This is a genomic window from Shewanella sp. YLB-07, from assembly GCF_009377275.1.
This window is the reverse complement of record NZ_VOQB01000005.1, coordinates 516,924-533,299: the sequence shown is the minus strand read 5'-3', so window position 1 is coordinate 533,299 and position 16,376 is coordinate 516,924. Positions and strand designations below refer to the sequence as shown.

The 16,376-nt window shown below is 46.2% G+C and carries 15 protein-coding genes and 1 rRNA gene; 7 read left to right on the top strand and 9 right to left on the bottom strand.

Annotation, left to right across the window (positions count from 1 at the left end; all coding sequences use genetic code 11):
* The first annotated feature begins 172 nt into the window (after positions 1-172).
* A 5S ribosomal RNA gene (gene rrf / locus FS373_RS14240) occupies positions 173-288 on the top strand.
* Positions 289-671: 383 nt separating this feature from the next.
* Here rrf and FS373_RS32450 read toward each other — a convergent pair.
* The 3 genes from FS373_RS32450 to FS373_RS14230 form a co-directional block, all read right to left on the bottom strand.
* Entirely contained in the window at positions 672-794 is a 123-nt protein-coding gene (locus tag FS373_RS32450) for a hypothetical protein (protein WP_265575331.1), read from the bottom strand.
* A 441-nt stretch (positions 795-1,235) separates the two neighbouring features.
* Positions 1,236-3,158, bottom strand: coding sequence for a methyl-accepting chemotaxis protein (locus FS373_RS14235; protein WP_144048074.1), 1,923 nt, complete (start codon positions 3,156-3,158; stop codon positions 1,236-1,238).
* A gap of 132 nt (positions 3,159-3,290) precedes the next feature.
* Positions 3,291-3,602, bottom strand: a complete 312-nt coding sequence (locus FS373_RS14230) for a hypothetical protein (RefSeq protein WP_144048073.1) — start codon at positions 3,600-3,602, stop codon at positions 3,291-3,293.
* A gap of 499 nt (positions 3,603-4,101) precedes the next feature.
* Here FS373_RS14230 and FS373_RS14225 point away from each other — a divergent pair, with 499 nt between their 5' ends.
* Positions 4,102-4,785 carry a DUF3313 domain-containing protein gene (locus FS373_RS14225; protein ID WP_144048072.1) on the top strand — a complete coding sequence of 228 codons (684 nt, stop codon included), beginning with the start codon at positions 4,102-4,104 and terminating at the stop codon, positions 4,783-4,785.
* A 408-nt stretch (positions 4,786-5,193) separates the two neighbouring features.
* Entirely contained in the window at positions 5,194-6,570 is a 1,377-nt protein-coding gene (dbpA, locus tag FS373_RS14220) for an ATP-dependent RNA helicase DbpA (protein ID WP_144049110.1), read from the top strand.
* Positions 6,571-6,857: 287 nt separating this feature from the next.
* Here dbpA and FS373_RS14215 read toward each other — a convergent pair whose 3' ends face one another.
* The 6 genes from FS373_RS14215 to FS373_RS14200 all read right to left on the bottom strand — a co-directional run bounded on the left by FS373_RS14215 (position 6,858) and on the right by FS373_RS14200 (position 11,531).
* Positions 6,858-7,289: a hypothetical protein gene (locus FS373_RS14215; protein ID WP_227992771.1), complete on the bottom strand. Its 432-nt coding sequence runs from the start codon at positions 7,287-7,289 to the stop codon at positions 6,858-6,860.
* A 235-nt stretch (positions 7,290-7,524) separates the two neighbouring features.
* Complete coding sequence (locus tag FS373_RS32010; protein ID WP_265575330.1) at positions 7,525-8,172, bottom strand: amidohydrolase; 648 nt, start codon at positions 8,170-8,172, stop codon at positions 7,525-7,527.
* A 31-nt stretch (positions 8,173-8,203) separates the two neighbouring features.
* Positions 8,204-8,407: a hypothetical protein gene (locus tag FS373_RS32005; protein ID WP_227992767.1), complete on the bottom strand. Its 204-nt coding sequence runs from the start codon at positions 8,405-8,407 to the stop codon at positions 8,204-8,206.
* A gap of 16 nt (positions 8,408-8,423) precedes the next feature.
* Entirely contained in the window at positions 8,424-9,125 is a 702-nt protein-coding gene (locus tag FS373_RS32000) for an amidohydrolase family protein (protein WP_227992765.1), read from the bottom strand.
* A gap of 348 nt (positions 9,126-9,473) precedes the next feature.
* The gene (locus FS373_RS14205) at positions 9,474-9,881 is read right to left on the bottom strand and encodes a GFA family protein (RefSeq protein WP_152829670.1); all 408 of its coding nucleotides are present in this window, start codon (positions 9,879-9,881) and stop codon (positions 9,474-9,476) included.
* 195 nt (positions 9,882-10,076) lie between these two features.
* Entirely contained in the window at positions 10,077-11,531 is a 1,455-nt protein-coding gene (locus tag FS373_RS14200; RefSeq protein WP_416221762.1) for a DEAD/DEAH box helicase, read from the bottom strand.
* 221 nt (positions 11,532-11,752) lie between these two features.
* On the opposite strand from FS373_RS14200, the gene FS373_RS14195 reads away from it, so the two are divergent.
* The 4 genes from FS373_RS14195 (at position 11,753) to cydC (ending at position 16,325) form a co-directional block, all read left to right on the top strand.
* On the top strand, positions 11,753-11,962 hold the full coding sequence (locus tag FS373_RS14195) for a DUF3565 domain-containing protein (protein WP_152829668.1): 210 nt from the start codon (positions 11,753-11,755) through the stop codon (positions 11,960-11,962).
* 79 nt (positions 11,963-12,041) lie between these two features.
* Positions 12,042-12,395: a DUF3622 domain-containing protein gene (locus FS373_RS14190; RefSeq protein WP_144048068.1), complete on the top strand. Its 354-nt coding sequence runs from the start codon at positions 12,042-12,044 to the stop codon at positions 12,393-12,395.
* 334 nt (positions 12,396-12,729) lie between these two features.
* Positions 12,730-14,535: a heme ABC transporter permease/ATP-binding protein CydD gene (gene cydD, locus FS373_RS14185; protein WP_152829667.1), complete on the top strand. Its 1,806-nt coding sequence runs from the start codon at positions 12,730-12,732 to the stop codon at positions 14,533-14,535.
* Positions 14,532-16,325, top strand: a complete 1,794-nt coding sequence (gene cydC / locus FS373_RS14180; protein ID WP_152829666.1) for a heme ABC transporter ATP-binding protein/permease CydC — start codon at positions 14,532-14,534, stop codon at positions 16,323-16,325. Before cydD ends, cydC begins: the two co-directional genes overlap by 4 nt.
* Positions 16,326-16,376: the final 51 nt, after the last annotated feature.

Sequence of the window (16,376 nt, the reverse complement as noted above, 5' to 3'; positions counted from 1 at the left end):
GTGTGTTACTTCATAAGCACAAAAGAATACGAACTTGATTTAAGTTGGTCATAAAATGCTCCTGCATTTATGACATACAGTACATCCGTGTACTAAACCCAATTATTTATAAGCTTTCTAAATTCTTTTACCTTTAGCTTTTTTAAAAAGCTGAAAGTAATCGTCAAATTAGTCTGGAAACCATAGCATTGTGGCCCCACCTGAATCCATCTCGAACTCAGAAGTGAAACGCAATCGCGCCGATGGTAGTGTGGGGTCTCCCCATGTGAGAGTAGGTCATTTCCAGGCGCTCATTAAGTGAAAAAGCCACCTGAATAAGGTGGCTTTTTTGCGTCTGGGATTTAATAAAGTTTGGCTGAATAGCTCGAACTTACCGGTACAGATATCAGGTGACTTATCCACTTAGGAAGGCATGAATGCCTACCCCCGATGTCGCCCCGCCGCTGAGCGGGCTCTCCCGCTACGAAACGAAGTTTCTCCGCGTTCAATTAGGGCTGAATACTACGTATTCAAATCGCCGTAATTTCACCCCCATGTGTCCACTTCGTGGACTACGAGAGTAGGTCATTTCCAGGCGCCTAATACACGAAAAAAGCCCTAGCAGAAAATGCTAGGGCTTTTTTCGTATATACGCTCCGCGAAGTAGCTACTTCACATGCAGCCCAAAGCTGCTAACGCAGTGTGGCCGTTAATTGCATCCATGCATTAACGGCATTTTCGCCATCCCTGGCGGTCAGGCTCTCCAGTTCGACGACTACGTCGTCTCTCGCACAAAGTAGCTGAATGCTGCGCATCCAAAGCGCTACTTTCGGCCTTCGGCAAGTATCATGTTGGGTCATTGGCCATTGGAAGGGGTCACCGCTTTTTGTTCCAAACTATTCATGCTGCGTATCCAACGCGCTATTTCTCCGCCTCATGTGCCTACTTCGTGGGGGCTGCAATCTTTAGAAAAGGTGCTTTGTACAGAAGAGCTACGCTCGATGTGGCCACGCCGCTGAGCTTGGTCAGAAATGTCATCCATGCATTTTTGACATTCACCACATACATGTGGCTTGTCCCCGTGTTCGACGACTACGTCATCTCTCGCTACAAAGCAGCTGAATACAGCGCATGCAAAGGATTCCTTGGGCCTAGGACAAGCATCATGTGTATTCGAATATGGAGGGAAGTCTTTATTTGAAAGGAAGAAGCCACCAATTGAATTGATGGCTTCAATTCTTGCAGACTCTAGAAGCTTATATCTTGAATCTGCCTACCAGTTCGTTGAGTTGAACTGCCATTTCTCTCAGGTCGCTACAGTCTAATGATGTTTGTTGGACGACTTGGCTGCTTGTGCTGGAGATATCTGCGATTGCGGTGACATGCGGGCTAATCTCACCAACTACGTTTGATTGCTCACCCGTAGCCGTGGCGATCTGGATACTCATCTCGTTCATCACCTTGATGTTTTTTGAGATACTTTGTAGGTGTTCGCCGGAAATAGTCGCTTCTGCCTGGCTATTATTACTTAGCTCAGTGCTTCTTTCGATAGCCCCAACCGCTTCATGGGTCTTGGATTGTAGCTTCTCGATAATGCCTTTTATCTCTTCTGTAGATGCGTGGCTTCGTGAGGCCAAAGTCCTGACTTCATCAGCTACTACGGCAAAGCCTCTACCTTGCTCACCAGCTCTAGCGGCTTCGATGGCGGCATTGAGGGCGAGTAGGTTTGTTTGCTCTGATACGGCACGGATAACTTCCAGTACCGTATCGATTGAGTTAGCATCTTCGGCAAGCTGGCCGATGGTTTGGCTGGTGTTGAGTAATTGCTCACTCATGGTAGAGACGCTTGAAATTGTTTTCTGTACCGACAAGTTACCTTGTACTACAGCCTCTTCGGCTATTTGAGCATTCTCTGCCGCATTATTTGCGCTGCCAGCTATTTCCTCTGCTGTCATCCCCATTTCGTGAATGGCAGTGGCAATCTGTTCTATTTTACTAACTTGGTCTGTGATGTCTCCCTCCATGTGTTTTGCCTGGTTATCTATTCTCTCAACGGCCTCATACAAGTCATTTCCCGTAGCTGATACACTTCTTAGGGTGCTACTCAGATAGCTGACAAACTTGTTGTAACTTCTGGCCATGTTACCCACTTCATCACGTCTAGAGTCATCCAGGCGTATCGTGAGGTCTCCATCACCGTCCCCTATCGCTTCGAGCATGTTAGCTAGTTCGCCGAAGGGGGATATTAGTCGATTGATTAACCAGGCGCTGATGACCATGAATAGGATAGCGATAATTAGCCCCATTACAGCCACAGACCATGTGGCTCGATTTAGGGCGCCAAAAATCTCATCACTGGGCACTTGTGCAACAAGATACCAGCCAATTTCTGGAAGGTAACGACTGGCAACTAACATATCAGTGCCAGCATCTTGATATTCTGTGGTTGAAAACTTTTGCTTTTGTAGGATTGAACCAGTGTCAATATCTCCCAGACTCTTGATATTTTTTCCAATGTTACCTGTTTCCGGATGCAGCTTTATTACTCCTTGATCATCGGTGAGGAAGACGATGCCATTAGTCCCTATCTGGTACTGTTTAATGCTGGTTGCTAAGCTCGACAAAGATAAGCCTACTCCTGCTACTGCGCTGGGTCTACCGTCGACTTTCATTAGGTAATTAATGAAGAGGGTTGGTGTTTGATTGCTTTCATCGATATCTAAACTTAGTTCGTAATCTTTGCCACTGGCGATAAAATTATAAAACCACTGATCCTTAGGATCTGATTGAGAGATGGTCTTAAATAATCCACTTTGGGTGAAGTAACGTCCACTCTCAGATGAAACCAGAAAGGCTGCGATGGTGTCGAATTCTTGCTGGATATTGTTAAGATAACTTATGATTTTTTGATGGCTATCAGCCCTGTCTCCTGAGCGAATAACCTGTTGATAATCGACGTTGTTGGCCATGACTTTTGCAATCGTAATAGGCATAAGCAACTGAGCATCTATGTCGTTAGCGACCTCTCCAAGCACTGCAGGAAGTTCTCTGTCTAAGGTACTCTCTAAGATTATCGATCGACTAGTACTGAGTGAATAGACACTAATGATCAATATAGACAAAACGACTGAGGCCAAGGTAGTGAGTACTACCTTGCGCTGGATATTCAGTTTCAACATTCTAAGCTCTCCTATGTAGCCATAAGTATAGGAGGTTGATGTTATTTTGTGTTGAAAATGTATATCGCATTGTGAAAAACTTCTGAGTTATGATACAAGGATCACAAATATGTAGTGTCGTTTTGCCGTGGATTAATCGCAGAAGCCTTCATGTAGAAATAGATGCCTGGTTTGGTTAAATTTAGATTCATCTGCGCTAATAAAGTTAATAGCTAGCTGATACTTGGCTAGGAGAAATTTTTCTTGTTTAGCGATTTCGTATTCATTCATTACTATGTTCATTGCTTCTTGAGTCCACTCCGGCTCACCAAGACCTATATCATTGTCATCAGGGTCGTAGTTCGTTACCATCCAACCCTGAAGCTGATCAGAGCTTATCTTTTGTTCCCCCCAAGACTTAAGTATATCGAGAAGCTGCTGTTTAGTTATATTAGGTTTTGTCATAGGTATGCCATTAAAAGGAAGCTAATTGGAGGAATGGCAGAGAGTACCTGTAATTGCTTGTAGAATCGAGTGTTGCCGGAGTCGATTATAAAGCTAACCACCACGTCTAATCCTCACCTTTAGCTTAACTGTATCTTAATTGCGTGCGTTTCACTTGCCTATGCCTATTGGTATCAGCTGCTAACTTCACCAGGCTAGCAATAGCTAGTTTGCGGTTTAAGTTATTGATCAAGGGTGCTTAAGTAAAATAGATAAATAATCGATATAGAAAAGATGTTGTCGCAATTGCACTTGGTATATCTAGCCATTAACTTATAACACTTACTCAAGCTCTGGATAACAATAATATGAATGATAGAGTCTCATCGAAACCTCAATTTCATTAAATATCTCTAAGTAGATCCATATCTCCCTCTATACCTAAGCCTTCTCATGAAGTACTCTACGCTACAATGTGACTACTCATATGTGTAGTTCTCTTGTTTTTATTTGGATGGATATGAAACATTATCGAGTTGTAGTGGCTGTGCTTGTATTGCTATTAAGTGGATGCGGCGTCATTCAAGATTATCGTCAATCACAAATGTTTAGCAGCTTTGATGATTTTAGAGCTGGGCCTGAAGGTGGCAGCGATCTTATTTGGTCCAAGCCGGGTATCAAGAGCATCAAAGATCTTAATGAAATACTTCAGCAGTACGATAGCGTGATTCTTGACCGGGTCTGGTTAGTCTTGAGTGATAAGACTCGTTACGATAATTTATCTGAAAAGGAGATTATCGAAGTATCTGATTATCTACTCGAAAGAATAAAACAAAAAGCATCGGCCCGTTTTGAGATTGTGGAAATACCGAGGGAGAAGACATTAAGGATCAGTGTCGCGTTGACGAATATAGAGACACCCAACCCTATTCTGGCGGTTACGAGCAGCATATTGCCAATTGGACTCGGGATCTCGAGCATAGCTAAAGTGGTGACAGGGGAGCACACCAATGTTGGCAGTGCCACCATAGAAATGATGTTTAGTGACGCCAATAGCGGCGATCCTATTGTTGCGGTTATCGACAGAAAAGCTGGATCTAAGGATTTTAGTACCATGATTGATTCCACTGATGATGCCAGAGACGCGATCGATTGGTGGGTTGAGAGAATAGCCTTGACTCTCAGAGGTGAGCGGATTGAATAAACTTGCTTGATAATCCTGTTTAATATAGATAGAGCGCTATAGGTAGTTATAGATGATGCCAGGGATGTAACCAATGGTGGGTTGAGAGAATGGCCTTGACGCTCAGAGGAGAGAGGATTGAATAAATCTGCTTGGATAACTCAGTACCTTGATCGATACAGATAGATTGAGTCTAGGTATGGTGCCAGTGATACGAGCAAGTCATTTCAATACTTGCTATACTCCGCCCATTATTATTAAGCCAGATTTTCATCGATTTCACGGGGTGATATTTAGCTTAATAAACTCGATTTATCTCAGCGGCATATCAGTGGTTTATTATTGGTAGTCGCTTTCATGACGAGCTTGTCGTTGTGATAAAAATAGGAATAGACCTTGAGCCAAGTTACCCCCAAAGCAGACACAAATATGTCATTTTCGACATTGACCTTGAAACCTGAGTTAATTGATAACCTTAAGACCATGGGTTATGACTCGATGACAGCCATTCAGGCGCAAAGTTTACCGGCTATATTGAACGGTGAAGATGTGATTGGCCAAGGAAAAACTGGCTCGGGTAAAACCGCAGCATTCGGCTTAGGTTTATTGAATAAGTTAGATGTGAAGCGTTTTCGCATTCAGTCACTGGTCTTGTGTCCGACCCGAGAACTAGCCGATCAGGTAGCGAAAGAGATCCGTACTCTGGCTCGCGGTATTCATAACATCAAGGTATTGACCTTATGTGGTGGCGTTCCTATGGGGCCGCAGATTGGCTCGCTCGAGCATGGTGCCCATATCATAGTGGGCACGCCGGGTCGTATTATCGATCATCTGTCACGCGAGCTGTTAAACCTGGAAAACGTCAATACCTTAGTGCTCGATGAAGCCGATCGTATGTTGGAGATGGGCTTCTTGCCTGATCTGGACTACATCATGGCCGAGATGCCACGTGAACGTCAGACCTTGTTGTTTAGCGCCACATTCCCTAAGCAGATCCAAAAGGTCGCAGAACAGATCATGTTCGAGCCTGTGATGGTCAAGGTAGCATCAACCCACGACAGCAGCAGTATCGTTCAGCACTTCTATCAGATCGACAGCAATAAGGATCGCCAAAAAGCGCTGCGCTTACTATTGTTGCAGCACCGGCCAGACAGCGCCGTGGTTTTCTGTAATACCAAGCGTGAGACTAAAGATGTGGCCGCCACGTTAGCCAATGATGGCTTCAGCGTAGTGGCACTTCATGGTGATCTGGAGCAGAGAGACAGAGACCTCACCCTGATGCAGTTCGCCAACAAGAGTGCTTCCATCATGGTGGCAACCGATGTCGCCGCTCGCGGCCTGGATATCGAAGCATTGGATATGGTGATCAACTACGAATTTGCCTTCGATACCGAAGTGCATATTCACCGCATAGGTCGTACCGGCCGCGCAGGCAGCAAGGGTACCGCCTTTACCTTCTATACCTGTGACGATGACTACAAGATCAAGTTGTTAGAAGAGTATCTGGACCGTGATATTGTCAGCGAAGGTTTGCCACCTGAGAACCTATTAGATACCTTCCCGACTCAGCCTAGGATGGTTACTCTGCAGATCGAAGGTGGCAAGAAGAACAAGGTTCGCCCTGGCGATATTCTCGGAGCACTAACGGGTGAAGATGGGATTCAGGGTTCAGAAGTCGGCAAGATAAAGATCACCGAATTTCGTTCATATGTAGCCGTTGACCGCAAAGTCGCTAAGCGTGCGCTACATAAGATAGTTAACGGCAAGCTCAAAGGACGCGCGTATCGTGCCTGGGAAATGAGATAGCTTTCTGTTCAAAGCCTTCTTTTTAAATAAAGAGTTAACTTATTTCTAGCGGGGGAGGTTATTTATCCCTCAATAGTAAAAGGGAGTGAACTTAAGTTCATTCCCTTTTTGTTGTTTGTAGCTTTGGTCGGAAGGGCTTTCCACACGAAGTTTGGAAACCGTTCAATCAATAAGCCTAATGAAATTTTAAGCTTGCCTCGGAACCTTAGCCGTAAGTTTTGGGGGGACCAATATCAAATTAATAAAGTGTAATAACCCCATTCAAACGGGCTTACCGATTAACTCATTTAGTCGAATACCTTATTGCATGCAGAATATGTATTGAAGGCATCGTCCCAGCGGCGAACATCGTTGGCGCGTCTCCATCGTGAGTGCCAGAACTCCATCATGCAAGTGCCATTGTCGAGTTCTATCAATAGCGTATCTTGCTCTTTGACTTGTTCATAAGCTGGGTATTCTTTACCGCGCCCCCAAGTAATACCACCGCGACTGTCTGCCCAGTTTTGCCAGAAGCTATCCAGACTAATCCATTGCTGACTTGACGCTTCCCATGCCTTAGATTGACCATTAGTTACTAAGACCTGGCCGTCATGTTCACCTTTTACTTGGGTCTCGGCCGCTTGGGCTGTGGAAGATATTAACATTGTCAGTAATACCAGAGCCGCTATCGCCATAGCGTTTAGTGCATGAGTTGACCTTAAATGGTGTACTTGAGCCATAAAATTATTCCTATTCTTTTCGTTCTGTTTCTATTTTTTTGCTTTGTTAGGCAGTCGCTGTAATAAGACCCGACAATTGACAATTTAATTCGAGGAATTGAGATTAATTATAGAGCAGGATAATAGCTATCGAGATGATGACTGAAATTGGGAGCTGGCGTGGTGTCAGAACGTATGTGGACTTATCATGACCCAAAGGAGAACATTGATCTCCTTTGGGTCGATAAAAGCCTAGTTATAGATTGTTTGTTGGTTTTGATGCTATATCAAAGACCTTAATTCCATTAATCCAGGTCTCTAACACTTGGGTCTGCCATATCGTCTGTGGATTGCCTTTAACCAGGTCTTGGTCGATAAGTATAAAGTCGGCTTTCATTCCGGGATTCAGCTGGCCGATACTCTTTTCCTGATGCGCCGAATAAGCTGCTGCAACTGTGAAGCTATTGAGCGCTTGTGTCACGGTCATTTTCTCATTGGGGTACCAACCTTTAGCGGGCTGGTTGTTGTGATCTTGGCGAGTCACAGATGCATGTAAGCCAAAGAATGGGTTAGCAGATTCCACCGGGGAGTCGGAACCGGCGGCTATAACTGCATTGGCTTTTAGTAGCTTGTGCCAGGCATAAGCGCCCTCGATACGGTCGGGACCGACTCTATCTTCTGCCATATTTTTATCACTGGTGGCATGAGTGGCTTGCATAGATGCCACAACCCCTAGTTCGGCAAAACGAGGAATATCTGCAAGACGCAATATTTGAGCGTGCTCGACTCTATGTCTGAGGGCCTTAGTATTTGTCTGTTGTATCAAGTCTTCATAGGCGTCTAATACTAACTTGTTAGCATGATCGCCAATGACTTGAGTATTGACCTGAAATCCGGCTTGCATGGCCGTTAGCATGTAATTTTTAAGTTGCTTATCAGCTATGTAGCAGCAAGCCTTTGTGGCCGTGAAGATCCGAATAGTCCTCTATGAGTTCTGCGCCGCGACTGCCTAATGCGCCGTCAGATGATATTTTGACACTGCTGAAATCCAGCATACCCGAGGTGTGGTGGTAGGGGCCTTTGGCCATTATGGCGGAGAAATGTGGGTCACCCGCGGCAACCATAGCGTAGACTCGCACTGGTATTTCATTTTTATTAGCTAAGTTCTTGTAGGCGGTAATGGTATCGCTGCCCACACCGGCGTCGTGTACGCTGGTCAGGCCGAGCCAAATCTGTCATAGCCGTCTTGAGTACGGTTTCTTGAACAGTCACACTAAGATCTGGAATCGACTTACTAATCAATGACGTGGCGTTATCGATAAATACCCCGCTTGGCTCACCTGTTTTAGTACGAATTATTTCACCGCCCTCGGGTGCTTGAGTATCATTATTAATTCCTGCGAGTTTTATTGCCGCAGTATTGGCCCAGCCAGCATGCCCATCGACGCGTCTAAGCCATACGGGGGTATTAGGGAAATGCTTGTCTAATGCCGCAGCCGTCGGGAAGGCTTTACTTGGCCATAGTACTTGATTCCATCCACGGCCCTGTATCCAGCTAAGTTCCGGGTTGAGTTTGCGAAACTCAATAGTGCGGGTTATTGCTTCATCTTCAGATTGACTGCCATGAAGATTAGTCCGCATCAAGTTCAAGCCCCAACCTAAAACATGACCATGAGCATCGATGAGTCCAGGCAGCATAGTTTTGCCAGCTGCATCGATAACACGTATATCTTTCGCTAGCTGCTCTGGGACCTTGGTGGTGAAGAGTTTATCTATTTTGTTATCGGTAAATTGAATGGCACTAAACGTTACTAATTCACCTTGACTGAACGTATAGCCATTCAGGTTCTTAATCATTGTCGTATGCCTAACTTCTCCAGTCTCTGCAGCGCTTAAAGGAGCCGATAAGCTCAATAGAATAGTCGAGATAAGCAGCCATGATGTTTAGTAAGCTTCATATAATCAGTATCTTATTTTAACTTTTTACCGAGTTTCATACTAACAGCTAGCTAACAATAAGCAATGTTGGTAACAGGAGTGAGTTAGGGGCTATAAGATAGGATTAGAACAGGGGGAGAAAGCGCTATATCTGCTTTTCAGCCAAGCTCTTCAATCGAAGATGTTCTTTCATCCACCGCCAGTGATAGGTGAACATGAAAGCACAACTTTTAAATATCAATGAGCTAAATACAAAGTAAAATGACTCTAACTACGGGATCCACTATACCTTGGTATAGGGTCCTCAATAGTCAGCCACTTCACTTGATTGTCAGTATGGATGTGATATTTAACTGCTACTAGGTTAGGATTATCCAGTGACGCAATACTCAATGTATAGTATGTCGGATGTCCGGTATCACGAAAGCTGATACTGGTGCCACAAGTAGAGCAAAAGCCACGTCTGGTGGTGTCTGATGAGGCATATTCGCTTGGTTTACCACAAAGCCAGGTGACTTGCTCGATAAGAAAATCCATCCAACTGCCTATCACGGCTCCCGTGCTTTTCTGACACATGCGACAGTGACAATGGTCTGCATCGAAGGGCATTGCCGATACACTATATCTGAGTGCGCCGCACAAACAGCCACCTTGCATTTCTGTTTCCATGGTCATTTTTAGTCTCCTCAATTAGAGCAATGCTCACTATTACCAATATTAATCCAAGCAGGGAATTAACGGTATAACATGAAGGCAAAAAAAAGCAGAGCGGCTGCTCTGCTTATTGTTCGGGACGAGTATCTGTAGACTCTTTATCACAACCTTTATCACAACCTTTAATTCAAGCTGTATCTAGGAAGCCAGTATAAATTACTTTCCCCAGATACCGGTATTTGAACTTGGTTTAGATGCTGCTGAACTTGCGCTATTGCTAGAGCGGGTTTGAGAGCCAGCTCTGCGGCGACTGTGACTGGCATTGCTATCATTTGGCTGATGACCGCGAGCGGCTTCACCACTGCGTTGGCCGTCTTTATGCTCGGCCTTGCCTTGGCTGCTGCGTGAGTCGCGAGAACCTGAGCCATTACTACGTGAACTCGAATTGCCGTTACGACCATTACCGCGGCCATTGGCATTGCGTGGACCACGGTTTTGACCGTGTTTTCTGTCATTGAGATCGGTTTCGGCTACAACTTGAGTCGGCACAAAACCTTCCACTTCTTTGCGTGGAATATTTTGCTTAATTAAACGTTCTATGTCCCTGAGAAGCTTGCTCTCGTCAGCACTGACTAGTGAGACAGCTTGACCACTGGCACCGGCGCGGCCAGTACGGCCGATACGATGAACATAATCCTCAGGCACATTCGGTAGGTCGAAGTTAACCACGTTAGGCAGTTGGTCGATATCTATACCACGAGCTGCGATGTCGGTTGCGACTAATACGCGAACCGCACCACTCTTGAAGTTCGCCAGCGCCTTTGTGCGTGCGCCTTGGCTCTTGTTACCATGGATAGCGGCAGCAGTAAGATCTTTAGCTTCGAGATTCTTGGCGATGCGGTTTGCGCCATGCTTAGTGCGGCTAAAAACTAATACCTGTTGCCAGTCATTTTGCTTGATCAGATGGATCAGTGCCGCAGTCTTCTGCTTCTGATCGACCTGATAGATATATTGCTCAACGGATTTCGCCGTGGCGTTACGTGGGGTAACAGATATCTCGACTGGATTGTTCACCAGGCCTTTAGCTAGCTTACGAATATCGTCGGAGAAGGTCGCCGAGAACATCAAGTTCTGACGTTTAGCCGGCAATACTCTAAGAATTTTTTTGATGTCATGAATGAAACCCATATCTAACATGCGATCGGCTTCATCGAGGATCAGGACTTCAAGTTGGTTGAAGTTCACCGCGCCTTGGTTATATAGGTCTAGTAAACGACCGGGTGTGGCGACTAAGATATCGACGCCTTTACCTAGCTTAGAAATTTGCGGACCTATGCCTACACCACCGAAGATTACTGCGGACTTAAGTGGTAGGTACTTACCATAAGTCTCGACACTCTCGGCTACTTGAGCTGCAAGCTCACGAGTCGGTGTTAATACCAAGGCGCGTACTTTCTTAGCTTGAGCACGATTGCCTCTGCTTAACAGCTCTAATAGAGGCAGAGTGAAGCCTGCGGTTTTACCTGTGCCTGTCTGGGCTGCTGCCATTACATCCTTGCCTTCGAGCACTGCGGGGATCGCTTGAGCTTGAATTGGCGAAGGTGTCTCATAGCCTTTATTGGCTACGGCTTTTAAAATCGGAGCGGATAAACCCAGGGAGGTAAAACTCATAGATTGGTCTCTTGACGCGGCTAAAACAGCGGCTTTCATGGAGCCAGATGGTCTGGCGGGCGTGCAGCTTACAGGATCCCCACTGAAAGCGCTAATTTATAACCGATATCAGTTCACAGCATAGTCGATTAAATGATGTTGTTTAAACTCTGTACGTGTTAGTCTCGCGCCCTAAACGCTCATCTTGGTTCAGCCACTTGGGCAATTGGTCTTTAGGCTCTATGAAACAGTCGATAGTCGGTTATCTTAAAGATGATGAAAATCATTGGGTTGCTAAGCTTGCATGCGGTCATAATCAGCATGTGAGACATATGCCACCTTGGGTTGTTCGTCCTTGGGTCATCACTGCCGAAGGCAGAGCGTCTATGCTTGGTCATAGGTTAGATTGCAAAAAATGTGATCTGGGTTTGCCTGAAGACGTGAATAAGTAAGTGAACCGAAAACAAATTTTGTACTTAACGCCCGAGCCATTGGCCGGCGATAAGATTTTATCTGTAGGAAATAAGTAATATGACACAAACCAAAAAGTTCGATTTTCGCATCGTTCAAGACAAGCAAGTTTGGGCGGCCGAGATCACTCGTCGTATGACTGCGCGAAAAACCATCGTTTCAAAACGTAAAACGGGTTTTGCGACCGAAGCCGAAGCAACTGTCTGGGGTGAGAAGGAGCTTAAATCTTTCCTCGATAAGCTGATGCTGCGTAACGAGCGTAAGGCTAAGCAACGTGAAGAGCGTACCGAAGCCGCTGCGTCTAAAGAGCAAGCGGCTGATGCGTGGCGTGATGCGCGTGATGTTGCCGACGGCGAGTCTTCTGGCTCTTTCGATGAAGACAGTGACGACTACGCGTCTGACGAGTCGAAGTAACGGGTTTTAAACTTGTTCATTATCATTATTGATTAAAGAAAGGTCGGTGAAGCAGATGCTCACCGACCTTTTTTGTGTATTCAAGTTTATCTCACTCATTTTAATAAATTCATCGCCATTCAAATTTTCCTATTGGGTTTGTCAGCTAAATTTGGGCCTTATCTTGAGACACATTAGCTAAGCACAGGTTCCATCTTTTTTGATCTAGCGCAATTTTTGTGAAGCTCTTAACATTTCTAGGCCTGCCAGTTTATTCCGCGAGCGATGCCTGCGATACTGCGTGAACTCTCACTTCCCACTATTTCATCATGAAATACTAATTTGCAGGAGCGGCATGGACAAATCGTTAGAGAAACAACTCACTTCTTGGTTGAGACAGCAGAAAAAATCCTGTGGCTTCTATCTCAATTTGACTGTGTTGTTTGGCTTATTAACCGGATTTTCATTAATCGTTCAAGCATATCTTCTGTCGACGATATTGCATGGCATTATCATTCTCGAGCTAGACAAGTCTCACTATACCAATGAGTTTTTACTCTTACTGGCGCTCATTCCCGTGCGGGCCTTGCTGGCGTTTGCCCGTGAGCGTGCGAGCTTCGAGTCGGGAAAACGACTCAGGTTACAGATCCGCAGTGCGGTTCTGGATAAACTAATCGAACTTGGCCCGGCCTTTATCAAGGGAAAGCCTGTCGGAAGTTGGGCGAGTATCGTGCTGGAGCAAGTAGAAGATCTGCACGACTTTTACGCCCGTTATCTGCCGCAAATTATCTTGGCTGGTTTCATTCCTCTGACCATACTGATAGTGGTATTTCCGTTAAATTGGGCTGCCGGACTAATCCTGTTGACCACGGCCCCCCTTATTCCCATGTTTATGATCTTAGTCGGTATGGGCGCTGCTGATGCCAACCGCAAGAATTTCAGCGCCTTGGCCAAGTTGAGTGGTCATTTTATGGACCGATTAAAGGGCTTGCCGACCCTAAAGATTTTTAATCGAGGCGACGCCGAGGTCAAGGAGATAGAAACCGCATCGGAAGAGTTCCGTGAAAGAACCATGTCCGTGCTCAGGATGGCCTTCTTAAGCTCCGCCGTGTTGGAGTTTTTTGCCGCCGTGTCTATCGCGGTTCTGGCGGTCTATTTTGGTTTTAATTATTTGGGGCACCTTAACTTCGGTGATTACGGCGGGGGGATCAGCCTGTTTGTCGGTTTGTTTGTACTCATGCTGGCACCTGAGTTTTACCAGCCACTGCGCGACATGGGCACTCACTATCATGCTAAGGCCCAAGCCATAGGCGCGGCCGAAGAGTTGATGGCATTGTTAGAATATAAGCCTGAGGCAGATGCCATTGAAAGAAAGGCTGGTGGTATTGAATTAGACTGGCGTACTGGAGTCGAGATTATTGCCACAGATTTAGCCGTGATGAGTCACGATGGGGGCCAATTAGTGGGTCCATTGAGCTTTCACCTTAAACAGGGCCAGCATGTGGCCCTGGTAGGGCCAAGTGGCTCGGGTAAAACCAGCCTGCTCAACGCTTTACTTGGCTTTCTGCCTTATCATGGATCACTCAAGGTCAACGGATTTGAGTTAAGAGAGCTGGACAAAGCTCATTACCGCAGACACCTTGCCTGGCTTGGACAAGATCCTCAGCTATTTCATGGCACAGTGCGTGACAATGTGGCAATGGCCAATCCCGATATGAGGGACGCTGAGGTGGAAGCATTATTGGCTAAAGCCAAGGTATTGGATTTCGTCCAGGAGCAGGCCTTAGGCCTACAGCACCCTATCGGTGAGCAGATGACAGGCGTCTCTGTCGGTCAGGCCCAGCGCATCGCGCTAGCCAGAGCCTTAGGACAAGAGGCGAAGCTGTTTCTGTTAGATGAACCTACAGCAAGCTTAGACAGTCATAGCGAGCAGGCGGTATTAAGTGCACTGCGTGACGCTATGTCACAATCCTCATGCTTGATGGTGACCCATAGACTTGAGCAGCTCGATGGGATGGATACTATTCTAGTGCTGGATAAAGGTGAGATCGTTCAGCGAGGAAGTTTTGATGAACTGAATCGAGAAAAAGGGCTATTTAGACAGATGCAAGATGATGTGTGTGAAGTAGAGACTTGTATCGATAAGGAGTCAAACTCATGAGAGCCCTATTACCTTTTATCAAGTTGTTTAAGCATCAGTGGCTGATGATGTTCACAGGTCTAATATTGAGTATCACGACCTTGATGGCTGGTATCGGTTTACTCTCGCTATCAGGCTGGTTTCTATCGGCTGCAGGAGTAGCCGGATTAACTGCCGCAACGGCTATGATGTTCAACTACTTTACCCCAGCGGGCGGAGTGAGGTTTCTGTCGATTGTCAGGACTGCCAGCCGTTACGGTGAGCGCTTAGCCACCCATGAAGCGACCTTTAAACTACTGACTCAGTTGCGAACTTGGGCTTGGCGGAAGTTAATGCCCCTCAGTGCCAGTAACATGCAAGGGATAAGACAGGGGGATCTGCTTAACAGACTCGTCGCCGATATCGATACCTTAGATCATCTCTATCTCAGGCTTATCACTCCCATGGCCGCCTCATTCCTGATGTTAGGGGCACTCTATCTATTCCTCTCTTGGTTCGATGCCGAACTGGCGTTGATCTTATGCGGAAGTTTACTCTTGGTGTGGCTGGTATTGCCTTGGATCTTCTATCACCTGGGGCGGAAACCGGGTGTCGAATTATTAGAGAGCAAACGAATCTACCGGGTACAAGTGCTGGAGTTTGTACAGGGACTGGCAGAGATCTCCCTCTTCGGTGCCAATGAACGCTTTCGGGCCCAGCTTGCCGAGTCTGAAGCTAGACTATTAGCTAGCCAGAGGGCGATGGCGAATGTCACGGCCCTGAGCCAAGGCGCTCTTATTTTGTGTCATGGTCTAGTCGTTATGGCGATCCTTTATATGGCATCATCTGGGGTCGGTGAGCATCTGCCACCTGGGCCTATGCTTGCCATGGTCGTGTTTATGACTTTGGCCTGCATCGAGATGTTGATGCCAATAGCCGGCGCCTTTCAGCATCTATCTTCTTGTGTCACTGCAGCCGAGCGAGTCAATGAGCTGGTGGATCAGGAACCGAGTATAGTATTCAATAACGCCAGCGACATTAGCGTCCATCATGGTGAGCTGACACTTAAAGGGATCTGTTTCTCCTATGATCAAGACGCTCAAGTTGAGACTAAAAAAGTGGTGCTTAGAGACATTAACCTGAGTATTAAGCCTGGTGAAAAAGTGGCCTTACTGGGGCAGACTGGCTGCGGAAAGTCGAGCTTGCTGTCTTTGATCACCCGAGAGTGGCAAGCTAGCTCAGGGTGTATCAGGCTCGATGGTGTCGAGATTGATCAATATAGTCAGCAAGCTTTGACCGCTGGCATCACCCTTATGAGTCAACGTATCTACCTATTTAGCGGAACATTAAGAAGTAATTTGGCCTTAGCACAGAGGACTGTTGCTGATTTACCGACACGGGCCGAGCGCAGAGTCGTACAAGCCGCTAATGATGAGATTCTGATAGGGGTATTAAATAGAGTTGGATTATCCAACCTGACCCAAGGTGATAAGCCACTGGATATTTGGATTGGTGAGGGGGGCAGGCAGCTCTCTGGCGGCGAGCAGCGTCGTATCGGAGTAGCCAGAGCCTTGCTGCGCGATGCGCCTGTATTATTACTCGATGAGCCCACCGAAGGATTGGATAAGCGCACCGAGAGAGAGATATTGGCCCTGCTGTTTGAATTTGCTAAGGACAAGACCTTGCTGATGATCAGCCACAGGCTGACAGCTATGACCCAGATGGACACTATCCATTTGATGGAGAATGGGAAGTTAAGAGTCTCTGGCTGCCATGATGATTTATTAGTGGCTGATGAATACTACGCAAGTCTCAATCATAAACTGAATTAGTGAGGTATTAGTCTTTTGGGAATGAAGGGGAGGGAGGACTAGAATGTGTTC